Source organism: Massilibacillus massiliensis, assembly GCF_900086705.1.
In the GTDB taxonomy this organism is placed as follows: domain Bacteria; phylum Bacillota; class Negativicutes; order FLKF01; family FLKF01; genus Massilibacillus; species Massilibacillus massiliensis.
Genome location: NZ_LT575483.1, coordinates 1,529,756 through 1,552,612 on the forward strand (window position 1 = coordinate 1,529,756; position 22,857 = coordinate 1,552,612).

The window sequence follows — 22,857 nt, forward strand, 5'->3', positions numbered from 1 at the left end:
AATTACACCTAACGTTTCAACCCATTTGCAATTTCAAGCATCGAATCCGACGTAGTAATTGCTTTTGAATTTGTTTCATACGCACGTTGTGCAACGATCATATTTACCATTTCATCAACAATTTGCACATTTGACATTTCAAGATATTGTTGAAGAATTGTACCAGTACCATCTTCTCCAGCCGCATTTACAATCGGCGCTCCAGAAGCTTCTGTTTCTTCATAGAGATTTTTACCGATTCTTGATAGTCCTGCGGGATTTACAAACCGAGCTAACTCAATTTGTCCAACTTCTTCAGTTGCTGCTTGCCCTGGAATTTTTACCGATACACGTCCATCAGCTGATATCGAAATGTCAGTAGCATCTTCCGGAATTAAAATTTCTGGTTCCATAGGATACCCATCAGACGTTACCAATCTACTTTCAGAATCTCGTTTAAAAGATCCATCTCTCGTATAGCCAATTGTACCGTCCGGCATCGTAACTTGGAAAAAACCTTTTCCTTGAATTGCCATGTCATATTCACTGCCTGTACTTTGCGGGCTACCTTGTGTATGTACATTATTTGTAGCGGATAAACGAACCCCATGCCCCATTTGTAAGCCTGTTGGAAGCTGTGTATCCGGGCCAGTTGTCGCACCAGCGAGATTCAATGTTTGATATACTAAATCTTGAAATTCAGCACGTTGCTTCTTATAGCCAGTTGTATTTACATTGGCTATATTATTTGAAATTACATCAATATTACTTTGTTGTGCTGCCATTCCCGATCCGGCAGTCCAAAGTGCTCTCATCATAATGAAAAACCTCCGTTTATTTTAACTTTAAACTCCATAACTATGCTAAAAATCATACATTTACAAAATATTCTTCTTATAAAATTATGATCTCTAAATAAACCTTCTATTATAATATCGTAAGAAATGACATAAATATTAAATGTTTTTTATTAAACCGTTCCAACTTGATTGACCGCTTTATCAAGTAGGCTGTCTTGCGTAGTCACAGCTTTTGAATTTGCTTCATATGTACGATAACAGTTGATTAATTTTACCATTTCCGATACAACATTTACATTCGACATTTCTAAACTGCCTTGTTGTAACGTACCTGTTGCCGGGTTTGTTGGTTCATTCTGTGGCGCGATATATAGATTGCTTCCTTGTTTTGTCAATCGTCTGTCGTTTTCAAACTCAACAAAGCCCAATACGCCCACAGGCTGATTATCCAATGTAATTTCACCTTTTGCACCAATCGTTAAATTCCCGCCATCAGGAATACGAATCGGACGACCATTCTGATCCAGAACCCTCGAACCATCTTGTGTCACCAATTCACCCGCCGAAGATCTTGAAAAAGAACCATTGCGCGTATAGCGTTCTCCCTCAGGTGTTTCAATCACAAAATACCCAGTACCATGAATTGCAACATCATATTGATTTCCAGTTTGCTGATTCGCGCCCTGCTCATAGATCGTTGCAATCTCATCTACCTGAGACCCTCTGCCTAAACCACCAACATCGGGGGTAACTTGTCCATCATTTATACGCTTTAACAAAACTGCTTCAAATTCAGAACTAATCGTTTCATCTTTTTTATATCCTACAGTGTTAACATTTGCTAAATTATTGGCAATAACATCCGTCCGAAGTGATTCGGTTACCATTCCGGCTGTCGCTGTATAAAGTCCGCGTAGCATAATCCAATACCTCCAGAAGTTAAATTTATTACTAAGACCTAGTATTTGTTCTTAACGTCGTCAAACTATCCTCTATTTTATCAATAGAATCTAGAGCTTTTCCCGTTCCCAAAGCAACACAAGATAATGGTTCCTCGGCTAAATATGTAGGAATCCCTGTTTCTTTTTGTATTAATTTATCTAAACTGTATAATAACGAACCGCCGCCTGTCATTACAATACCACGATCCATAATATCAGACGCAAGTTCCGGTGGTGTATCCTCAAGAACCTTTTTCACACATTGAACAATACGAGCCACGGGTTCACGAAGTGCTTCACAAGTTTCATTTACGCCCATTTTAATCGTTTTAGGCAAACCGGTTAATAAATCCCGTCCACGTACTTCTAAAGTCCCGCTTCGTGCATCCATAATCGCACTGCCGATATTGATCTTAACCTCTTCTGCCGTTCGTTCACCGATCATAATATTGTATTCCGTCTTTACATAACGAACAATTGCTTCATCAAATTTATCACCGCCAATACGCAGTGATTCACTGATTACAATTCCGCCCAAACTGATTACTGCAACATCCGTTGTTCCGCCACCGATGTCAACCACCATCGAACCGTATGGTTCAGAAATTTCTAACCCTGCACCAAGTGCTGCAGCTAATGGTTCCTCAATCAGATACGTTTTCCGTGCACCTGCTTGTACTGCAGCCTCTAATACCGCGCGCTTTTCAACCGTGGTTACGCCAGAAGGAATACAAACCATAATACGAGGTTTGAATAAGAAGCTTTTTCCCGCAACTTTTTCAATGAAATGACGCAGCATGCTTTCCGTTGTATCATAATCTGCAATGACGCCTTCACGAAGCGGACGAATCGCTACAATGTTTCCCGGCGTACGTCCAAGCATGCGACGTGCTTCTTCTCCAATTTCAAGTACTTTATTGGTATCACGATCAATTGCAACCACTGACGGCTCTCTTAATACAATACCTTTCCCCTTTATATACACTAAAACATTGGCAGTTCCTAAATCTACACCAATATCCATTGACATTCCAAACATGAATAATCCCCTTCCAAAACTGCAATATACGATTACGATCTTCTATATTTCAAACCGATTTGCATACAATTATGCCTAACATTGTTTATTCTACATTTTACAATTAAATCCTTCATTTTTAGCTTAAATCTAACAATTTTTATATTTTTTTCGTGTCGCTTCTCCGCCCCTAATATGACGCTCTGCTTTGTTTTCTTCTAAAACTAACCGGATCTTTCCAGCCAAATTTTTATTGATGAGAGGCAATCGTTCAATCATATCTTTATGAACCGTACTCTTACTAACACCAAAAACTGCTGCCGCCTGCCGAACCGTATGTTTACTCTGTAAGATATGATCACAAACATCTAACACGCGTTTACGAATGTATTCCTTCATTCCTCTGCCCCCTAAAACTATTTGCTAACATACTATATGCAAACAATCTGGCAAGCAGAACAGACAAAAAAAGACCGCACTTATACTAAAGTAAGTGTGATCTTATGCTATGTAAACAACTATTTTTCAACATGTTATTTACTCTATTCCTCTTTGTCTAGCTACCTTTATTTCCGCCCCAATCCATACAATAAAAGGAATCAGGATTTGAAATAACAGCGCGTAATATTGAAAAATATCCACAAAACTAAATACCTCATTTGCGTTGGCAAAGCCTTTCATTCCCGCAACTAAAACTACAACACTAAGGGCAAGCAAAATCCAGCCTCGCTTTCTTGTTTTAAACATCGTTTCTACACCTTTTATCGCAGCTAGTAAACAAATCGCAAGCTTTGCAATGCCCGTAAGCAAGAAATTATAATAAATAATACTTTCTACCCTCGAAAGAAAATCTCCAACATTGACCAATCTAGCCATTGTATAGGATGGAAAATATGATTTTTCCAGCATCGGAACTCCTAAAAACATTACATTTGTGACAAACACAAAGAGTAAGATTACCGTACCAAAAAAAATACCATATAGGTAGACTTTATAAGGATTTTCTTTTTTCTCAAGCGAATCTGTCAACGCCAAAAGAAGCACAGTACTACCAAAAGCTGTCGTAAAAATTTTAAGACTGGCGCTTCCAATATCTGCAATGTTATGTTCCATGATCGGGAAAAGATTTGCCACTTTAAATTCTGATAATGACATCACGGATATATCGAGTACAGAAAGTAAATAAAATGCCAGAACAATAAAAAGCCACCTGCCCAAAGTTTTAATTCCACTTACGCCAATATATCCAGTAACACATATAATCAAAAGAATCATTGCCCAATGCGGTGTTTCTTGCAGCATTGCAATTTTAGTAAATTCCGAAAGCAGTCTAAGTAAGATCGCGCTTAAATGAACAGCATACCAAACCATAAGGAAAATTAATATTTTTCCAATGATCTTACCAAAGACATATTCAGCTATCTCATAAATATTTTTTTGTGGAAATAAACGAATGATGCGAGCATACATGAGCGCAAGAACAGTCCCAGCTGCTAAGGCAACTAAAATTGCAATCCACGCATCTTGTCCGACCCGCCAGCTCCCGCCCATCACAGCATTACTGCCAAATAAAAATAATATTACGATACAAATCATCTGATTTTTTGAAATCATTTCTCTTTGCATTTTACTACCTCTCTTAAACGCTGCGCTTTTAGACTTTTTCTATCATTTCATTGATCCGGTATTGGTGATTACCAAATTCGGTCTTATCTCAATCTCCATAGACTGTACGTAATACGTCCAATTTTCTTTTAACTTGTACCACAACGCAGGATCACTTTTGTGAATGATCGCACCAATTCCCAAGACATCACACCCGAATTCCAGTTGACTTTTTTTAATTACCTCTTCCATATTCTCTTTCAGTCTAGACTCTGCTGCAAACTTAATCTGTTCCAGCGTATCCGTCTTAGAAACATCGATGTCTGTACCGACTTCCCCCAGGTCAGCGATCGTCTTTACATCAAAAATTACTTTAAGACGATTTTCGTCAAAAGTATACGATCTTTTGGTTTTGTTTTGATTTACCTCAAGCGAAAAATTATCTTGATTTTTTTCATTACTTCTTGCAAACGGAAATGCAATAATACTTCCTTTTATTTCATCTACACCAAATAAGTAATACTGCGTTTCCTCGGCAGATAAATATCCCTGTAATCGATCTGCCTTAAATATAGCTACCCCGTTTAGCTCTACGATCTTTTTATCTTGGTTTAACGTACAATGTACAGCCGGCAAAACTAAAGATGTTTCTTTTTCTCCTTGTAAAAGATTAAATACTTGGTAATTGTTTATTTTTTTCGTTGATGCCACCATTTTTTTATCGATGTCGATCATGCGCTCAATTTCTTCTGAAACGATTTTTTCATCCATTCCTTTTACCATAAGTATCTCTTTCGCTGTTTTCTCTTGTGAAATAATAGGCTTTATCGTCTCTCTTAATTCCGCATCTCTGAGGAACCAATCTAAAATAGAACTGATCCCTTCCTCTTTTGCAATCTGATTACTGATTACAATAATCTTCGTGTCACTGAAATACAATTTTTTAAATAGCTTTTTCTTGGCATTTCTTACTGCATCAAAAATCGTTTTCCCCTCTGATTCTATCAATTGTGGTTTTCCAAGATCTTTCTTCCCTGCCTCAGAAAAGTCAATAATCTCCATTGTTAAATGATAGTTATTCGTACCAGCCTGACGATCAATCGCAATCCCTGAAACAATAGAAATTTTGTTAAGGCCACGATAATTCCAACAACCACTAAGCGAAATACAGAAAAGAACAATTAATAAACTGCTTACCCATTTCTTTATTGCACTCACCCTTTATCCTCCTGATACATTCTTCGCTCATTTTTCGTTAATGTCTCTGGACGATTGATCATTTTCCACCAAGGACCCCGGAAAAAAGTATCTTTTACTTCTTGATATTTAAGACTGCCTGTAGGGGTCATCTGTGGTATTCCTAATGAATGGAGATTGAGTAAATGAATCAAGACTGCCGTAACTCCAACCATAAACCCTAACAATCCCATCGTTGATGATAAAATCAACAAAAAAAAGCGTATATAAATAATCGGTGCATTCAATTTTGGCACCAATAACCCGTTTACCGCAGTAATTGCCACTACAATAATCATCGGTGCTGCTACAAGCTTTGCAGATACCGCAGCTTGCCCAATCACCAATGCACCGACAATACTTAAAGCTTGACCAATACCACTGGGCACACGTATCCCCGTTTCTTTTAAAATATCAAATAAAATCAACATTACAAATGATTCTAAAACGGCTGGCAGCGGTGCGCCCGATCGCTCATTCGCGATATTGACCAACAACGTAGTCGGTAAAATTTCCTGATCAAAAGCTACGATGACAATATAGAAAGCGGGAACAATAACACTTAAAAGGAACCCAAAGATTCTAAGAAATCTGTTAAATGAAGTGTAAAAAAAACTTAGATAATAATCTTCATTGCTTTGAAAATTTTCAATGAATAAATAAGGTACTGTTAAAGCGACTGGTGATCCATCCACCAACAACGCAATACGTCCTTCCAAAAGTTTTCCAACAACAACATCCGGTCTTTCTGTATACCCAGTTGCCCGAAATGGGGACATTTTGGAGTCACGAATACATTCTGTAATATACTGTGTATCTAAAATTCCGTCCATATCAATCGTATCAAGACGGCGATTTAATTCGGTAAGAATATGTTTATTTACAATGCTATCAATATAGCAAATACAAACTTGCGTATTCGTTCGTACTCCTAAAGTGCGAAATTTTATTTTTAATTCGTTATTTCTAAGCCTGCGACGAATCATAGAAAGATTCATCATCAACGCTTCACAAAAGCCTTCCCTTGGCCCACTCAGAATTTTTTCACTCGATGGTTCCGAGATTGATCGAACATTAAATCCTTTGCTATTTAATATGAGAACTTCCGCCTCACCATCGATAAATAATATCGTATCACCATAGGTCAGTGATTGAATGATCTCTTTCCACTGATTTATTTTCTTGATTTGATTAATTGAAATCACCTGATGAATTAATGTTTCAATTTGATCGCCATAGATAAGCGGCGCTTTTGAAAGAATCAGCGGCTTTATAATATTTTCGTTGATGATCGCCGGATTAACTAAACCATCGTTTTGCGCAATGCAATATCGCAGTTGTGTGTTTTGACAACTTGCAATTGTGCGTACAGCAATCGTATCATCACCTGCAAATAAAGCTTTCAAATCGTCTATATTTTTCTCAAAGCAGGAGCTAAGAATATCTTTACCTTTGTCTTCTAATTTTTCATTCGCCATAAAACGCTCCTCCAAAATAAATTTTTCAACCTTATTTATTCACAATATATTTCATTTTTTTCGCTTTTATTTCCGCACATATCCACACAAGCCCCGGAAGAATGATTTGAAAAGGGAATGCATAGTATTGATAAATATCAATAAAATTGATCATTTCCACAACATTCTTAAATTGATATTTGCTTACTAGCAAAACGATAAGACTAAGCAAAATTACAGCAGTTACATCTTTATTTGTAGAAAATAATTTTTTTATTCCTTTTTTTGCAACAACTAAACAAATTGATATTTTAACAATACCATTCAGTATATAAATGTAGAATATTGACATTTCAATGCGCGAAAAAAGTTCTGCGATATTGATAATGCGAGCAGAAGCATAGGAAGGAAAATATAATTTTTCCAGCATGGGAAATCCCAGAATGACAATATTTCTTAAAACAGCAAGTAATAAAATCAGCGTTCCAATAAAAATCCCCGACAAATACATTTTATATGGATTGTCGCTTTTTTTTACCGTATCTGCCAAACCTAAAAATACGACGAGTTCTGCAAAAGGAAAAGCAAATAATTTTACGGTTGCCGCGCTCATCGTTTCTAAATCATGATTCATAATCGGCAGAAGATTTGAAAAGTCAGCTTGCTTGATCGATAGAATGACCGTAGATACAACAACCAAGGAAACCAGAAAGAGCGCCACCATTGTCCATTTGCCGAAAGTTTCTATCCCACTGGCCACCATATAACCGGTAACCACTAGCGTTGCAATCATCACTGCGAGCTGCGGTGTCTCTTCCATTGCAGCAATTTGAATAAATTCGGAAAAATTTCTAAGTACCAGTGCCCCCAAATGGATTGCGTACCAAGTCATCAATAAGGTCATCAATTTACCTAAATATTTGCCAAAAAGGAACTCCACGATATCATAGAAATTTAGTTCCGGAAACAAACTCATAATCCGAGCATACATGAGAGTAAGTACACTTCCAAATATAGCAGCCATAATTAATACGATCCACGAATCATTTTCCGTAGATCTTACTCCCAAGACTGTACTACTGCCAATCAAAAACATTGCAATCATACAAACGGCTTGCTGCATTGTTAACATTTCTTTTTGCATACGACTCCCTCTTTCAGCTGTCACTGCCTCGCATTTTTCTTCTTGCATCTTCTCTAGACATTTTTATTTTCATCAAACTGACAAAAGGCTTTCCCATCATTTTATCAAACCTGTATTACTGATCGTAAATTCCGGATTTACTTCAATTTCCATAGTTCGTATAGAATCGTCCCAATTGTCTTTTAATTTCAGCCATAATGCAGGATCCTTTTTATAAATCATTCTATTAAACCGAAAAACATCACTGCCGAATTCCGTTTGTATTTTCTTTATCACAGTTTGTAATCGTTGTCCAAATACAGCAGTTGCAGTTTCTTTGACCTTTTCTAAGGTATTTTTGTTTGCTAAATCTAAATCTCCCGCGGCTTCACTCAGTGCAACAGTAGTTTTTGTATGCAATAATACCTTTAACCGATCTCCATCATAGCTGTAAGATGCTTTTGTCTTATTACTGCTTACTTCAAATGAAAAATTGTCTTGTTCTATAGGGTTTTGTTCAGTAAACGGAAACGTAAAAATTCCCCCTTTAACTTCATCAATTGCAAAAAGGTAATATTGCGTTTCCTCAGGGGATAAATAGCCTTGTAATCGATCACCCTTAAAAATAGCAACACCATTTACTTCAACTACTTTTTTATCCTGGTTATCTACACAGTGCACCGCCGGTAGAACAAGGGCTGTTTCCTTTTCTCCCTGTATGATATTTAATGCCTTATAAGTATCGATATTGATCGAAGAAGCCGTAATTTTATTATCCTCATCTAAAATACGTTCGACTTCTTCTGAAACAATCTTGTGATCCACACCACTTGCGGTAATAATATCTTTTGCTGTCTTTTCCTGAGAAACTGCTGTTATAAAGGTCTCTCTTGGCTTCTCATTGCGTATAAACCAATCTAAAATAAATTGTATTCCCTCTTCTCTGGCAATTTTCTCGTTGACCACAACAAGTTGTATATCACCAAAGTATAAATTTTTGGCTAATCTTTTTTTTGCGTTTCTAACCGCTTCGTAAATTGTTTCTCCTTCAGTCTCGACGATCTGCGATTTAATAGAACTCTCTTTGCCTCCACCAGATAAATCAAATACTTCTATTGTTAGGTGATATTTGTTTTCTTCTTCTTTTCTATCAATGGCAACACCTGAAACAATAGAAATTTTATTTAACCCTTGATAATTCCAACAACCGCTTAGTACAGTACAAAACGCAACGATACATACTATGCTGACCAATTTCTTCATCACGCTCATTCTTGATCACCACGCTTCATTCGATATCTATTTTCCGTCAAGTTTTCTGGACGGCGAATCATCTTCCACCATGGACCTCTAATAAACGTATCTTTGACTTCCTGATATTGCAATCGATCCACCGGCATGATCTGCGGCACACCAAAAGAATGAAGACTGAATACATGAATAAACAAGCCTGCAATTCCGAGAATTAAACCTAATAAACCAAGTGAAGTCGCTAAAAACAGGAAAATCAATCGCACGAAAAAGATAGAAGCATTCATTTTGGGTACCAATAATCCAGTAATCGCAGTAATTGCAACAACGATCACCATAGGCGCAGCTACAAGTTTCGCCTCCACCGCAGCTTGTCCAACGACCAATGCCCCGACGATGCTTAAAGCCTGACCAATACCTGACGGCATTCGTATCCCAGTCTCTTTTAAAATATCAAACAAAATTAACATCACAAAAGCTTCCAAACCTGCTGGCAAAGGTACACCTAAACGTTCTCTCGCAATGTTTGTCAAAAGCGTCGTGGGCAGTATTTCATGATGAAATGCGCCAATTACAATAAAAAGCGCCGGTATTGTTATACTCATAAAAAATCCTATAATTCTAAGTATGCGTTCAAAAGAAGTGTAATAAAAACTCAGATAATAATCTTCACTACTTTGAAAATTTTCAATAAATAAATAGGGCAGTGTTAATACGACCGGGGATCCATCCACCAAAAGTGCAATACGCCCTTCCAGAAGTTTACCAACGACCACGTCTGGTCTCTCCGTATACCCAGTCGTCCGAAAAGGAGAAAAACGTGAATCACGGATGCATTCCGTAATATAATTTGTATCCAAAACACCATCCATATCAATTGTTTCAAGCCGCCGATAAAGCTCTGCAAGAACTTTTTTATTCACAATGCCGTCAATATAGCAAATACAGGCCTGTGTATGCGTCCTCACACCAAAGCTTTGAAATTTTATTTTTAGTTCATTCGTCCTCAAACGACGCCGAATCATCGAAAGGTTAATCATAAGTGCTTCACAAAAACCTTCTCTAGGCCCACTGAGAATTTTTTCTCCAGAAGGTTCGTCGATACCTCTTGTATTAAAGCCCTTACTGTTTAAAAGCAGTGCCTCCGCCTCTCCGTCGATAAAAAGCACCGTATCACCATACGTTACCGATTCAATAATCTGCTGCCATTGGTTTGTTTTTTTTACCTGATTAATAAAAACCACCTGATGCAGCAGCGTTTCCATCTGACTGCCTTTTGCCAACGGCGCTTTGGAAAGCATCAGCGGCTTGATGATATTTTCATTGGTAATGGCTGCATTGACCATTCCATCATTTTGCACCAGACAATACCGCAAATCTTCATTATGACTATTGGCAATCCACCGCGTTGTAATCGTGTCATCATCTATAAATATCTTATTTAAATTTTCAATATTTTCCTCTAACGATGCCGAAAGAAATTCCACCGCATTCAGCGGATTCAGCCAGGTACTGTAAATTTCCGGTTTTTCTTTACCTTCTTTCATCTCACTCTTATGCCTTAGCATCAAATTCCTCCCCGACATAAAACTTCATCTCTGGCTATCGTATCCGTTTTTAAGCCGAAATATGCATACGAAACAACAACGATCTTATTTTGTCAGAACGGCGCGGCAGACAAAAACCACTTAATAAACCTAAAAAAACCGAACAACATCGGCTAATCCCCGATGCTGTCCGGTTTTTATACATCCGTAATAAAAATTTTAAAACGAGCTACACGCGAAAACGTCCGACTGCGCTCTGCAATTCCTGCGCAAATTTCGCAAGACTCTGGCTGGAAGATGCGATCTCTTCCATAGAAGCAGATTGTTCTTCCGTAGCAGCCGAAACCGTCTGGGACTGATCTACCGCATCCTTACTGCGATCAGCAATCTCTTTCACCGCACTAACAACCTGCTGACTCCCCCCGGCAATCTGCGGAATTGCAGCGGAAATATCTTTCATTTGTTGCGCCGCAAATTCTATCGTCGATGCGATCTTCTGCAATTTTTCACCCGCATCCTTAACAACCTCGGTACCGACTTTAACCTCGCGCGTCCCATCGCTCATCGCCGTAACAGCCTTATCCGTATCCGTCTGAATCCCATTGATCAGCTCGGCGATTTGCTTGGCAGCTTCCTGGGACTGCTCCGCAAGCTTGCGCACCTCCTCAGCCACAACAGCAAAACCTCGGCCCTGCTCCCCGGCTCTGGCAGCTTCAATCGCCGCATTGAGCGCGAGCAAATTGGTCTGTCCGGCAATCCCCGCTATCGTATCGACAATCTGCCCGATTTCCTTCGACCGATCACCCAACTGCGCAATAATCTGCGCCGAATGATCCACGGTCTCTTCAATAAATGCCATTTGATGAATGGCCCGATCTACCGACCTGCCGCCGTCATGGGCCGCGTCCACTGCCTCTGCGGACCTGTCCGTGACCTGATTGGCCGTCACTTCAATCCGCTCTATGCCAGACGACATCTGCTGCACGACAGTCGAAGCCTCATCAATCTTCTTCAACTGCATTTCGGCACCATCCGCCACCTGATTGATTGAGCCCGCCACCTGCGTTGCCGCCTGCGCTGACTGCTCCGCACTCGCCGTCAATTCTTCAGATGAAGCGGCAACCTGCTCCGCATTTTGCTGCACATGCCGAATCAATTTCTGCAAATTATCACTCATCTGATTAAAAGCAACAGAAAGCTGTCCTATTTCATCTTGCGATTCCACTTGTGCTGTTTGCGTAAAATCGCCCTCCGCCATTTGATTGGCCATGCCAACCAGACCGATAATCGGTTTGCTGATCCGAATCGCTACCAAATACATCAGACCGCCGCCGATAAGCAACGAAACAAGCATAATAATCAGCGCCTGCTGTCTGATCGCAGCCAGTTTTTCCATGGCCTCATCACTATTCATAGTCGTTCCGATCCCCCAGGACGTTCCCGGTATAGGTGCACCGCCGCCATACTTCATCGCACCATTAAATTCATATTTTTTCACACTGACTTCGCCGCGCAGCACCGTCTCTGCCAAATCCCGAAGTTCCAGGCTGCTGTCTTTATCCAGCATACTTCTTTTCATCACCATCTCCGCCATTGGATGAGCAAAAAAAGTACCTGAACTGCCAAAAGCATACGCATATCCGGTCTTCCCCATCTTTCGATTAATCACATACTGCGTAATCTTATCCATATTGATCCCGGCTACCAAATACCCTTTCAACTCGCCTTGGCCATCTTTGACCGGCGCTACCAGTACCGCCACCAGATTTTTGGTAATTTGCGAAACAACCGGATCTCCAGAGATGATCGTCTGCTTCTTTTGCACCGCATCCTTAAAATATGCACGCTCGCCAACGGAAGCTGTCGTACCGTCCGGTTTTTGGTATTTCCCATTCTGATCCGTGAACACCACCGAATCGATCTCTCCCATACTTTGCTTAATCTCAGCCAGACGCGCTGAGATCGTTGCCGAATCCCCTGACCGCACATCCGGATCAGCGGCAATAAAATTGACTGCCGTTCTGATCGCTTCAACTTCCTTCCCAATTCCCGCAGCGGCTGCCTCTGCATTGGCAATCATATTCTCATCGATTTTTTCCCTTAATGCTTCCCGACTGCTTCTCCAATTAAAGAAAACAGCACAGCTAATAGACAAGATCAGTATGATACACGAAGAAAGAATTAATTTCGTCTTAATACTCAGACTTATATTAGATTTAAACATAAACTACGCCTCCTATCTGATTGCTACCACTTCTTTATTCATGGATTTATTTTTACCACCGGCAGATGATCATTGCGCCTATACAGCACAATCACGATACCCCTTCTCTGCCTTATCTTACCATCCAAACACACGCCTCTCCTTTCAAAACGAACACCCGGCTGGCTGCCTCCCTCTTCGGCAAACAGCAGGTACTCGTGCATTGCAATTGGGCTCGCTAAAAACATACTCAAAAAACCTGCGTATTGAACAATAGCCTCTATTGTTACGCAAGTTTTCTATCCATGAAAATGATACCATAATCATGATATATAACGCATTATAATTCAAGCACAATAATCCTCCATAAAAAAGTCCTGCATATGTGATAATATCACATATGCAGGACTAAATCAACGCATAGACAGGTACTTTTCACCAATCGGCAGTTTATCTTCAGCCCGGTTGAACGGAGCGCTTCAACTGCATTGCGTCTGCCGTCTTAACCATGCAACCGCCTCCGCCTCCGTTAGCGGTTTGCTGAATACATACCCCTGCACGCAGTCACACCCATGAGCCGAAAGATAGTTTACCTGATGCTCGGTTTCAGCCCCTTCGGCAATAACCTTCATCTCCATGGCATGGCCCATACAGATAATTGAACTGATAATTTCAGCTCGCTTAAGATCGGTAGTGATCACATCGATAAAGGATTTATCAATTTTAAGTGTTTTAAACGGCAAATTGATCAGATAAGATAAAGAAGAAAATCCCGTACCGAAATCATCCAAAGACAAGTGCACCCCTAATTGCTTAAGCTCAATCAGTTTATCATTTGCTTTTTCAAGCGATGACATAAACACGCTTTCCGTAAGTTCAAGTTCAAGCATCTGCGGCTCAATCCCCGCCGTCTCAATAGCCTCGCGCACATTGGCAATAAACTCCTCCGACTCCACCTGTTTGGGCGATACATTCACCGCAATGCGAATATCCCTCTGCCCCTGCTCCGCCAGACGGCGTGCAAACAAGCAGGCCCTCTCCAGCACCCACTTTCCAATCCCCTGTATCAGCCCGGACTGCTCGGCAAGCGGAATAAATTGACCCGGCGGTACATTGCCATGCGTCAGGCTGTTCCAGCGCAAAAGCGCTTCAAATCCAACAACCCGCCTTGTATTGATCAAAACTTGCGGCTGATAAACCAAGGAACATTCGCCGCGTTCCACCGCGCATCGCAGCCCCTCGGTCAGCCGTATTTTTCTGTATGCATCCCGCTGCATTTCTTCCGTATAAAACCGCCAGTCGCTCTGTCCTCTTTTGCCGCTCTCCTTCGCGGTATACATCGCATTATCCGCATTTTTAATGATTTCCTCTCTCGTATCCCCATCCTTTGGATAAAGCGCGATACCGATACTGACCGTCAGTTGAAAACGCGCCCCGGAAATCTCTTGATTCCACTCCAGCTTCCGGCTGATTTCATGTACGATTTTCTCAATTCTGTCGCGCTCATGAAGCCCTTTCAGTACCACAACAAACTCATCGCCGCCAATTCTTGCTACAAAAGCCGCCTCCGGCACCGCCCTTTGCAAACGAGCTGCAAGTAAAACGATCACCGCATCTCCCGCCGAATGCCCGCAGGTATCATTAACCAGTTTTAAATCATCCACATCCACAAACAAAATCGTTCCGACTGCATTTTTCCGGCGCGCCGCTTCCATCTCTTTATCCAAGTATTCATTCAAATTATGCCGATTTGCCAGCTTCGTCAACGGATCAAAATAGGCCATCTGCCGGATCAGCTCCGTCTTTTGCTGCCGATCCGCCTCACCGCGCTCCCATTCCGTAATATCCTGATTGATCCCATGCACCCGAATGACCTGGCCTTCGCCGTTTCGGGCAAACCTTCGCCTGACGAGTACACAGCGCACCTCGCCGCTGCGCTGAATAATCCGGTGCATAATATCCGCAGGAGCATCCTCATGCCGCGCCGCAAGAACCGCACGCTCGTTTTTAAACATCCGCCAATCCTCAGGATGAACAAATTCTCTGACATAACACTCAAATGACATATACCGCCCCTCACGCGCAGCATTTGTACCGCATAAAGCATAAAATTCATCATCAAAATCAAACAAATCCGTTTCGGGATCATACTCCCACGGTCCCAGCCCAACCAACGCCGCAGCCGCAGACAGCTTATTTCGGCTGACCATCAGCGCCTCTTCCTGCTGCTTATGCGCTTTTTCGGCCTGTACCTGCTCCGTAATATCCCGGATAAACATCATATAAAAATACTGTGCATTCAAAAACATACTGCCAGCCGACACCTGCGTATGCACAATATATCCGTTCTTATGACGAAACCTGACCAGCATATCACGAAACTCACCATAATTACACAAAGCCCGCTCAAACCTTTGCTGCTCCTCGGCATTCAGCCAGAGCTTCAACTCCGCACACTTTTTGCCGACCACCTCTTCGCTCGAAAAACCGCTCATATGCGTAAAACCTTCGTTAACCTCCATGCATACCTTATCCTGACGGATAATGATAACCGCATCCGGCAGCATCGAAAACAACCGCGTAAACTTCGTTTCAAATACTCTGCGCATTTTTTCCGTCTTTCTTTGCCGCAACAGCCCCTGCGTGTTTGCCAAAAAGCCTTGCTGATTATAGTCGAACACATTGCCGGCCGAAAAAAGACCATAGTGCTTCCTGCTGTTTCTGCAATAAAATTTAACCCGGCGTCTGTCATGTCCGGCATAGCTTCTGAGCTCATTTGATACGGCAGCTCCCGCTTCCTTTACAGGCACGCATACAGGATGTCGGCGATGGATTTGTTTACACACAGCGATCGCCGAGAAATTTGCAAACCGCTGCAGCAAGCTTAGCTTCTCCTCGGTCAGAAACTGCCCCGGACTGGAATACGCTATACCGATTACACCGATCAGCCGCTTCTTGTACTGCATCGGGATCATCGCTAAATAGTAGACTCCGCCAAATACCGAATCCGGCAAACGATACTTAAACGTGCTGTAATTGAACATCACCTTGATCTCGCCGGTCGCATAAACCCCCTTGACCAGCTCACCTAATAAATGAACCTCACTAAGCTGGCGAAAAGCCCCGCACGCGCCATGAAGTACAGATTTCCGCTCCTGCTTCTTCGACAAATATAAAAAAACATGCTCCGTACCGCTCAGCACCATTGTCATATAAAGGATTCTATTTAACCTCTCATCCGCAGCACTTCTCACCGCGCCCGCCGGCACATCGTATGACAAATCCGCCACCTCATTTCAACGATTTCATCTCAACCAATACTCTAAAATTTTTCTCCTTGCTCACAACTGTACACTTCTCACCAGATTTTTTAAACCGACGCTTGACTTTGGCAGTGTCTGTTTCATGTCTCTGCAGCAAACAACTCCTAAACTGAAATCTGCTGCATACCTATCTGCTTTGAATATAGCATAAATAGGAAATAAATACACTGTGATTTCTTTACAATTATTTTTATAAAAACAACCCAAAAATGGTGCTACGTAACACTGTTCGGCAGTACGACTTCTCATTTTCTGCTCCCTTGCCGGCGATAATTTAATCGGTAAAGCTTCAGTGCCAGCGACAAAGTGAGCCTGACTTCATATTGTTCCAGATTGACATCCAAAATCCCCTCAATCCGACGTTTGCGCACAATTACGGTATTATAATGCAGGTACAACTTGTTGGCAACATCCTTCAAATGCACACTCTTTAATATTTCCTCCAGCGTATACAACAACTGACTATCCTTTTCCCGATCATAGGCAATCAGCGGTCCCAGATAGCGTTCTACAAAATCCGACGAATCCTCATCATGCAAAAGCCGCTCCAGCAGTTGATAAATTCCAATATTCTTAAATTCACTAATAACGGCTTCCTCTGCCTCACTACAGGCAATGACAAGCGCACTCTGCGCCTGACGATAACTCCGTTTCAGACCTTCTATGTCATTGTAAACTCCGCCGATGCCAATTTTGATTTTAAAATTGGCATCGTATGCCAAAATACGTTCCCGAAGCCACTCACCGGCCTGCAAAGTCTCCTGAAAATGCTTTGAACGGAAAAACACCCCAATATCCCCATGGCAATTGTAAATAAACAACAGCGGATCACTGCTTAAAAGTTCCACAACACTAAAAAATAAATTTTTATTGCGATGCGTCCGCTTTCCCGCCTCCAAATGCACAATGCAGCAAAAATAATCCTCGCTAAAATTTAATTCCTGAATATTCGAAAGAATAGAATTTTTCGTGAATTCTTCTTCACTGCCCGTAATGATCGCCTGAAATAATTCAGTACGCTGTTTAAACAGATACATCAATTCCGTTTTCTTTCGATCCCGTTCCTTGCCGGTTACATCCAGGATCAGACTGGCCACCAGTTTTTTCCCATTGAGCTGAACCTCCAGCGGCGTCGATTTGCCCTCAACCCAGTAATCACCGTTCGGTGTGGTTAATTTATAGATAGAATGCTGCATTTCTCCGGTATGGATCGCATGTTTTATTTTACGTAAAATCATATCGGCCTGACTCTTGACTAAAAACTCATGCAAGCACCGCCCTTTAATATGAGGAAATGCGGTATATTCACTGATAAAATCAATGACGCGGCCATCCTCATTGATAATCAGCCCAACGGTTTTTACCGCTTTGCAAAAATAATGACAATAATCTTTCAGTAAATCCTGGTATAACTCCTTTTCCTTTTGCTGCGTAATATCTCTTGCCACTGTCAAAAATTCAGTACACCCATTATCGGGATCAGAAATTCTCGTCGTTTCAACCTGCAGCCACACAAAAATTCCATCCTTTTTTCGCAGCCGGCACTCCACGCGTCGCTTCTCAGGCAAAACACCAGCCTTGGTCGGCCGATAAAGTTTTTTAACCGCCCGCATATCCTCCTGTTCAAGAAATTCATAGACCGAATGCCCTACAACCTCTTCCACCGCATAGCCCAATATATCCTCTACAGCTGGAGAAGCAAAACGACAAATACCGCCAAAACGAAAAATAGCGACGATATCATTCATACTCTCAATCAGTTTCTTAAAAAAGTCATCTGCCTTGTACCCATATTTCCCCTCGTTTATTTCCATCACCTTCCAGCTGCATTATTTTGAACCAATCGTTGCACCCTCGTAAAAAATAATCCCCCCCTCTTCCCTATATCCATTTAAAAGCATGATATGATATAATTTATGTCGAATTGCATGTTTACGTATCATTTATGTAAATACTAGCCGTGACGATCCCTCCGGCATGACTTCCGGCAAAAGCCATGCAAAAAAGAGCATGCCACTCAACGTTTCATCATGAAACGTTGAACTGATACGCTCTTGCTATGTTTACTATGTAAAACTATATCTAACGCCGTCCACCTTGTCATCTATGCATCCCTGCCACAGAAATAAATGAATATGCAATCAAATATTTCAAAGAATACTTCACGCATTTACGTCTTGAAATGAATCGGATATAATTAATGAATATAAGCACATTGCAAGTGAACGATGCTTAACGCCGTACCCGATCATTTACTTCTAAACGTAAATGTACTGCTGCAAGTCATTATTTTCTGTCCTTCTGTCGTTTTCGCTTGCATAAATATGCAATTTTCAACTACGATCCCGATGCTTCGTCAATCGTCTATGTTATTTATTATATGACACAAATAACATCTCGTCAACACTTATGTTGTTATTTGTGTCGTAATTTAAACTTATCTCAATTTTTCATTCAAGGAGCCGAAACTGATGTTAGATTCATCTTTCTCAAAACAAGAACTTGGCAGACGCGTTGCAATGATACGCGGTAACCATACGCAAAAAGAACTAGCTTCGGCCATCGGTGTCAGCCGAAGCTACATCAGCAACATTGAGCAGGGCCTCACTGCACCAAGTCTGGAAATTCTAATCAATATCGCAAAACAGTACCGCAGCTCGCTCGATTGGCTGATTTACGGAGACAGCTGTACGATTCTCGTGCCCAAAGTGCGCGGACAACAGGCTGACCCGCCGAACGCTTTACTGTGCCGGGGCACAAAAGCAGCAAAACCGGAACCTGCGTGCACTGAACTTTCACCGGAGATTATGCAGATTTTCAGAAATCTCATGCCAGATGAGCAGGGATTGGTTATTGAGTTCATAAAATTGTTGTCCTCATACAAAACAAAAAGCTAAGCAGCTCTGCCCCGATCGGCAAAAACCTGCTCAATTTGAAGTATGTGTCAGTAGACCTTCCACGTCGTTCTGCTTGACACCTGCTTTTTTGTTATGCTCAGATCCTTGGGGAAGGACAGGCATCATGCTTATGGCAAAAAGTCACCCAAGAAACCTTCCCCGCGTGACTATACCCTTTCCCAATACTATTGCCCAACCATTTTTCGCTACAATCAGCGCTGGAAGTGTCGGCTGCATCCCGATTGTATCTCAAAAAGAGCAGCGGATATCATCACATCGAAACCAAGTCACCATAAGATCGCCTATATCATTCTATAATGCTGTTATTAAAAGTCCTACCTTATTACAACAAATAATATCATACATTTTGTCAAACTGCATTATTACCCAATGACAAATATTTGTTATATAGGCATCTCTAAAATGTAGCACTACAACATAGCCCCTGACCGCAAGCACGCGGACGGCAAATCAGTTCTGCCATCCCGCTCATCTACAAGCTGCACCCATCGGCACAAATCGTAAAGAACGCACTGCAGTTCTTTTATGTTAATCGCTCCGCCTTCTCCATTCTCATTACTTACTAATTTGTCTAAAAATTTTATCCCAAAAGAAAATTTGTTAACTTATTTATTGATTGTTATTTTTATTATTACAATTGTAACTTTCCACGCGTCATTCTTATTTACCAGGGTATGATGACACACTAGTAGCCTTGCAAATATACACAGTAATATTGTTATCTGGTAACAATATTTTTAACTAAGCAGGTGTGCTATAATTTTAACAGAGAATTTTCTTCTGTAGTATAGTTTTAAAATATGGAGCAAATCATGCAGCCTGTGCAAATAGCTAAAAAATGCTCGAATTGCACTGCCGCCCTACCGGACTTCATCACGTTTCATACTATAGTCCAGAAGAAAATCCATGCACAATTACGTAGAAAAGGATAGGTTAATATGAAAAGTATCCAAACAAAAATGACAGTCATCATTTTATCGATCTTTCTGATATCGCTTGCCGCCTTGGGCGGAATCAGCTATTGGAAAGCCAGAAGCATCGTGATGAACGGTGTACATGAGGATTTACAGCAACGAACGACCGGCGCTGCTGCCATGGCAAGTGACTGGTTAACAACCTATCAGGCAGAATTAGCCATCCTGGCTGCAACGCCCGCGCTGCACAGCGGCAATATAGAACAAATCGTCCCGGCGTTAATCAGCACCAAACACACAAATCCCAAATACGATTCCGTTGTATATGTGGATGCGAAAGGGGATTCGATCAATGAAAGCCGCTTTGAAGGCAGCGTAGCAAATGAAATCTTCTTCAAAACGGCCATGAGCGGAAAACCCTTTATCTCCGATCCCGGCACCTCGCTTGCCACAGGAAAAACCGTTGTTTTTATTTCTACACCGATCCTGCGGGATAACAAAACCATCGGCGTAGTCTTTGCAACGGTTCCCATAGATGAACTTCAGGAAAATATTTTGGCTATTAAAGTGGCAAAAACAGGCTTTGCCGTCGTTACACAAAAAGATGGTCTCTTCATCATTCACCCCGATAAGAATGTTGCAATGAAAGTCAATCCGTTGAAAGATGCCAACGCCGATGCCGGCCGCAAACTGCTAAGTTCAAAGATGCAAAACGCCGAGACCGGCACCGTGGAATCAACGATAGAAGGCATCGACCGCTATGTTGCCTTCGCCCCTGTCGTGGGAACCGACTGGTCACTTGCGATAAGCGTTCCGATAGAGGAAGTGCTGTCGGAAGTAAACGAATTAACCATCATCACTGTGATCGTCAGCCTAATCGTACTGCTGGCAACCGGTATTCTAGTGATGTGGTATGTCCGCCGCATGGTCAAACCGCTGATTGTGCTGGAAGCGGCCGCAAGTCAAATCGCAGCCGGCGATCTGTCGCAAGTGAAGCTCGATACACAAACCGATGACGAAATCGGCCGATTGGGGCAGAGCTTTACCCTCATGCTGGAAAACCTGCGCAAGCTGGTCAAAGATACCACGCTGATGAGCCAGCATGTTGCCGCATCCTCTGAAGAGCTGACAGCCAGCGCATCGCAGGCAGCACAGGCAGCCACACAGGTTTCTTCCACGATCACCCATGTGGCCGAAGGTGCAGATGAACAATTCACTGCCGCCAACGATGCCGCCAAACTTGTTGCACAGATCACCGCCGGACTGCAAACCATGGCAAAAAACGCCGATGAAATGACCCACGCTTCGGTGCAGGCTGCTGATCGGGCCAATGCCGGCAACGATTCGGTCGAAAAGGTTGTTGCACAAATGCAGGCAATTGCCGCCTCTGCGCAGGCCGTAAATGACGCAATCACCAAGCTCAACAATAAATCCAAAGAAATCGGCCAGATTGTAGGTACCATTGCCGGAATTGCCGGACAAACGAATTTACTGGCCTTAAATGCGGCGATTGAAGCCGCCAGAGCCGGCGAACAAGGGCGTGGTTTCGCCGTCGTTGCTGAAGAAGTCCGCAAACTGGCAGAAGAATCAGAATCAGCGACCAAGCAGATTGCCGCTTTAGTCGGCGAGATTCAGTCGGATACCAGCCATGCCGTCAACATGATGGAGCAGGGCGCAAGCGATGTCGGAACTGGTTCAGCAATGGTGACAGAAGCCGGGCAGGCCTTCCGCGAAATTGCCGAACTGGTAACCGGTGTATCCGATCAGGTCAATGAAGTTTCCGGCACTGTACAGGAATTGGTTGCCGGAAATCAGCAAATTGTAGATGCGGTGGAAAAGATTGATGCGCTGAGCAAAACTTTTTCCACCGAAGCACAAGGCGCATCCTCGTCAACAGAAGAACAGCTCGCATCAGCAGAAGAAATTTCTTCTTCCAGCGAAGTTCTCGCAAAAATGGCACAGGATCTGCAAACCGCAGTAGCAAAATTTCGCTTATAAAAATAAGCGGCAGACACCGACATCGGTGCACTGAAAAACCGGCTTACGAACATTCGCAAGCCGGTTTTTTCTGTACCCGGATAGTTTTTTTAATTAATTCGTCGGATACAGATCTATCGCTTCCTCCTTAAACAAACGATCCATATCGAGTAAAATAAGCAGCCGTTCCCCGGCTTTGCCAATCCCGCGGATTCCCTCACCAACATTCGGCGGCGGTCCCTCTATCGCACTCTGTGCCAGCATCAGTACCTCCGTAACCTCATCAACGACAACACCAAAATTTTGTTTATTTGTCTCCACAATCAATGCTTTTTTACCGCCATCGGCGATTTTTCCATCAATCGCCAGACGCTGCGCGAGATTAAGCACCGGTATTGTATTGCCGCGTAAATTGATAACACCTTCCATATATTCCGGTACATTCGGCAGCCGTGTTGCGCCGCTGTACTGAATGATTTCCCTCACCTGCGTAATCGTAATTGCATATTCTTCCTGTGCAAGCTTAAAAAGTACAAACTGTTCCTCTGCCATCACTGAACATCCC

Annotated in this window: 16 protein-coding genes; 2 read left to right on the forward strand and 14 right to left on the reverse strand. The window is 42.1% G+C overall.

Features of this window, described 5'->3' with window-relative positions; all coding sequences use genetic code 11:
- Positions 1-8 precede the first annotated feature (8 nt).
- The 13 genes from flgG to BN6559_RS07545 all read right to left on the reverse strand — a co-directional run bounded on the left by flgG (position 9) and on the right by BN6559_RS07545 (position 18,297).
- Positions 9-797: a flagellar basal-body rod protein FlgG gene (gene flgG / locus BN6559_RS07475; RefSeq protein WP_110954134.1), complete on the reverse strand. Its 789-nt coding sequence runs from the start codon at positions 795-797 to the stop codon at positions 9-11.
- A 152-nt stretch (positions 798-949) separates the two neighbouring features.
- Positions 950-1,699 carry a flagellar basal-body rod protein FlgF gene (gene flgF / locus BN6559_RS07480; protein ID WP_110954135.1) on the reverse strand — a complete coding sequence of 250 codons (750 nt, stop codon included), beginning with the start codon at positions 1,697-1,699 and terminating at the stop codon, positions 950-952.
- 31 nt (positions 1,700-1,730) lie between these two features.
- Positions 1,731-2,759 (reverse strand): rod shape-determining protein, encoded by a 1,029-nt coding sequence (mreB, locus tag BN6559_RS07485; protein WP_110954136.1) that lies wholly within the window; start codon positions 2,757-2,759, stop codon positions 1,731-1,733.
- A gap of 129 nt (positions 2,760-2,888) precedes the next feature.
- Entirely contained in the window at positions 2,889-3,137 is a 249-nt protein-coding gene (gene spoIIID, locus BN6559_RS07490; protein WP_110954137.1) for a sporulation transcriptional regulator SpoIIID, read from the reverse strand.
- A 138-nt stretch (positions 3,138-3,275) separates the two neighbouring features.
- Positions 3,276-4,364, reverse strand: coding sequence for a GerAB/ArcD/ProY family transporter (locus BN6559_RS07495; RefSeq protein ID WP_110954138.1), 1,089 nt, complete (start codon positions 4,362-4,364; stop codon positions 3,276-3,278).
- Between the two features lie 42 nt (positions 4,365-4,406).
- On the reverse strand, positions 4,407-5,561 hold the full coding sequence (locus tag BN6559_RS07500) for a Ger(x)C family spore germination protein (RefSeq protein WP_110954139.1): 1,155 nt from the start codon (positions 5,559-5,561) through the stop codon (positions 4,407-4,409).
- On the reverse strand, positions 5,558-7,057 hold the full coding sequence (locus tag BN6559_RS07505) for a spore germination protein (protein WP_110954140.1): 1,500 nt from the start codon (positions 7,055-7,057) through the stop codon (positions 5,558-5,560). Before BN6559_RS07505 ends, BN6559_RS07500 begins: the two co-directional genes overlap by 4 nt.
- Before the next feature lie 31 nt (positions 7,058-7,088).
- Positions 7,089-8,180, reverse strand: a complete 1,092-nt coding sequence (locus BN6559_RS07510; protein ID WP_199883831.1) for a GerAB/ArcD/ProY family transporter — start codon at positions 8,178-8,180, stop codon at positions 7,089-7,091.
- A gap of 96 nt (positions 8,181-8,276) precedes the next feature.
- Positions 8,277-9,431: a Ger(x)C family spore germination protein gene (locus BN6559_RS07515; RefSeq protein ID WP_110954142.1), complete on the reverse strand. Its 1,155-nt coding sequence runs from the start codon at positions 9,429-9,431 to the stop codon at positions 8,277-8,279.
- Positions 9,428-10,978 carry a spore germination protein gene (locus tag BN6559_RS07520; protein WP_199883832.1) on the reverse strand — a complete coding sequence of 517 codons (1,551 nt, stop codon included), beginning with the start codon at positions 10,976-10,978 and terminating at the stop codon, positions 9,428-9,430. The genes BN6559_RS07515 and BN6559_RS07520 overlap by 4 nt, the downstream gene beginning before the upstream one ends.
- Positions 10,979-11,186: 208 nt before the next feature.
- Entirely contained in the window at positions 11,187-13,181 is a 1,995-nt protein-coding gene (locus tag BN6559_RS07525) for a methyl-accepting chemotaxis protein (protein ID WP_110954143.1), read from the reverse strand.
- Positions 13,182-13,639: 458 nt separating this feature from the next.
- On the reverse strand, positions 13,640-16,441 hold the full coding sequence (locus BN6559_RS07535) for an EAL domain-containing protein (RefSeq protein WP_110954145.1): 2,802 nt from the start codon (positions 16,439-16,441) through the stop codon (positions 13,640-13,642).
- Positions 16,442-16,728: 287 nt separating this feature from the next.
- Complete coding sequence (locus tag BN6559_RS07545) at positions 16,729-18,297, reverse strand: PAS domain S-box protein (protein ID WP_110954147.1); 1,569 nt, start codon at positions 18,295-18,297, stop codon at positions 16,729-16,731.
- A gap of 657 nt (positions 18,298-18,954) precedes the next feature.
- Here BN6559_RS07545 and BN6559_RS07550 point away from each other — a divergent pair.
- Positions 18,955-19,380: a helix-turn-helix domain-containing protein gene (locus tag BN6559_RS07550; RefSeq protein WP_110954148.1), complete on the forward strand. Its 426-nt coding sequence runs from the start codon at positions 18,955-18,957 to the stop codon at positions 19,378-19,380.
- Positions 19,381-20,339: 959 nt separating this feature from the next.
- On the forward strand, positions 20,340-22,313 hold the full coding sequence (locus BN6559_RS07555; protein ID WP_110954149.1) for a methyl-accepting chemotaxis protein: 1,974 nt from the start codon (positions 20,340-20,342) through the stop codon (positions 22,311-22,313).
- Between the two features lie 93 nt (positions 22,314-22,406).
- On the opposite strand, the gene BN6559_RS07560 is transcribed toward BN6559_RS07555, so the two are convergent.
- Positions 22,407-22,844 (reverse strand): chemotaxis protein CheW, encoded by a 438-nt coding sequence (locus BN6559_RS07560; protein WP_110954150.1) that lies wholly within the window; start codon positions 22,842-22,844, stop codon positions 22,407-22,409.
- Positions 22,845-22,857: the final 13 nt, after the last annotated feature.

Coding starts and splice junctions, on each gene's coding strand:
- BN6559_RS07515 (WP_110954142.1), bottom strand. CDS start 9,431: ATGAGCGTGATGAAGAAATTGGTCAGCATAGTATGTATCGTTGCGTTT.
- BN6559_RS07495 (WP_110954138.1), bottom strand. CDS start 4,364: ATGCAAAGAGAAATGATTTCAAAAAATCAGATGATTTGTATCGTAATA.
- BN6559_RS07560 (WP_110954150.1), bottom strand. CDS start 22,844: ATGGCAGAGGAACAGTTTGTACTTTTTAAGCTTGCACAGGAAGAATAT.
- spoIIID (WP_110954137.1), bottom strand. CDS start 3,137: ATGAAGGAATACATTCGTAAACGCGTGTTAGATGTTTGTGATCATATC.
- BN6559_RS07555 (WP_110954149.1), top strand. CDS start 20,340: ATGAAAAGTATCCAAACAAAAATGACAGTCATCATTTTATCGATCTTT.
- mreB (WP_110954136.1), bottom strand. CDS start 2,759: ATGTTTGGAATGTCAATGGATATTGGTGTAGATTTAGGAACTGCCAAT.
- BN6559_RS07545 (WP_110954147.1), bottom strand. CDS start 18,297: ATGGAAATAAACGAGGGGAAATATGGGTACAAGGCAGATGACTTTTTT.
- BN6559_RS07505 (WP_110954140.1), bottom strand. CDS start 7,057: ATGGCGAATGAAAAATTAGAAGACAAAGGTAAAGATATTCTTAGCTCC.
- BN6559_RS07520 (WP_199883832.1), bottom strand. CDS start 10,978: ATGCTAAGGCATAAGAGTGAGATGAAAGAAGGTAAAGAAAAACCGGAA.
- BN6559_RS07525 (WP_110954143.1), bottom strand. CDS start 13,181: ATGTTTAAATCTAATATAAGTCTGAGTATTAAGACGAAATTAATTCTT.
- BN6559_RS07510 (WP_199883831.1), bottom strand. CDS start 8,180: ATGCAAAAAGAAATGTTAACAATGCAGCAAGCCGTTTGTATGATTGCA.
- flgG (WP_110954134.1), bottom strand. CDS start 797: ATGATGAGAGCACTTTGGACTGCCGGATCGGGAATGGCAGCACAACAA.
- BN6559_RS07550 (WP_110954148.1), top strand. CDS start 18,955: ATGTTAGATTCATCTTTCTCAAAACAAGAACTTGGCAGACGCGTTGCA.
- flgF (WP_110954135.1), bottom strand. CDS start 1,699: ATGCTACGCGGACTTTATACAGCGACAGCCGGAATGGTAACCGAATCA.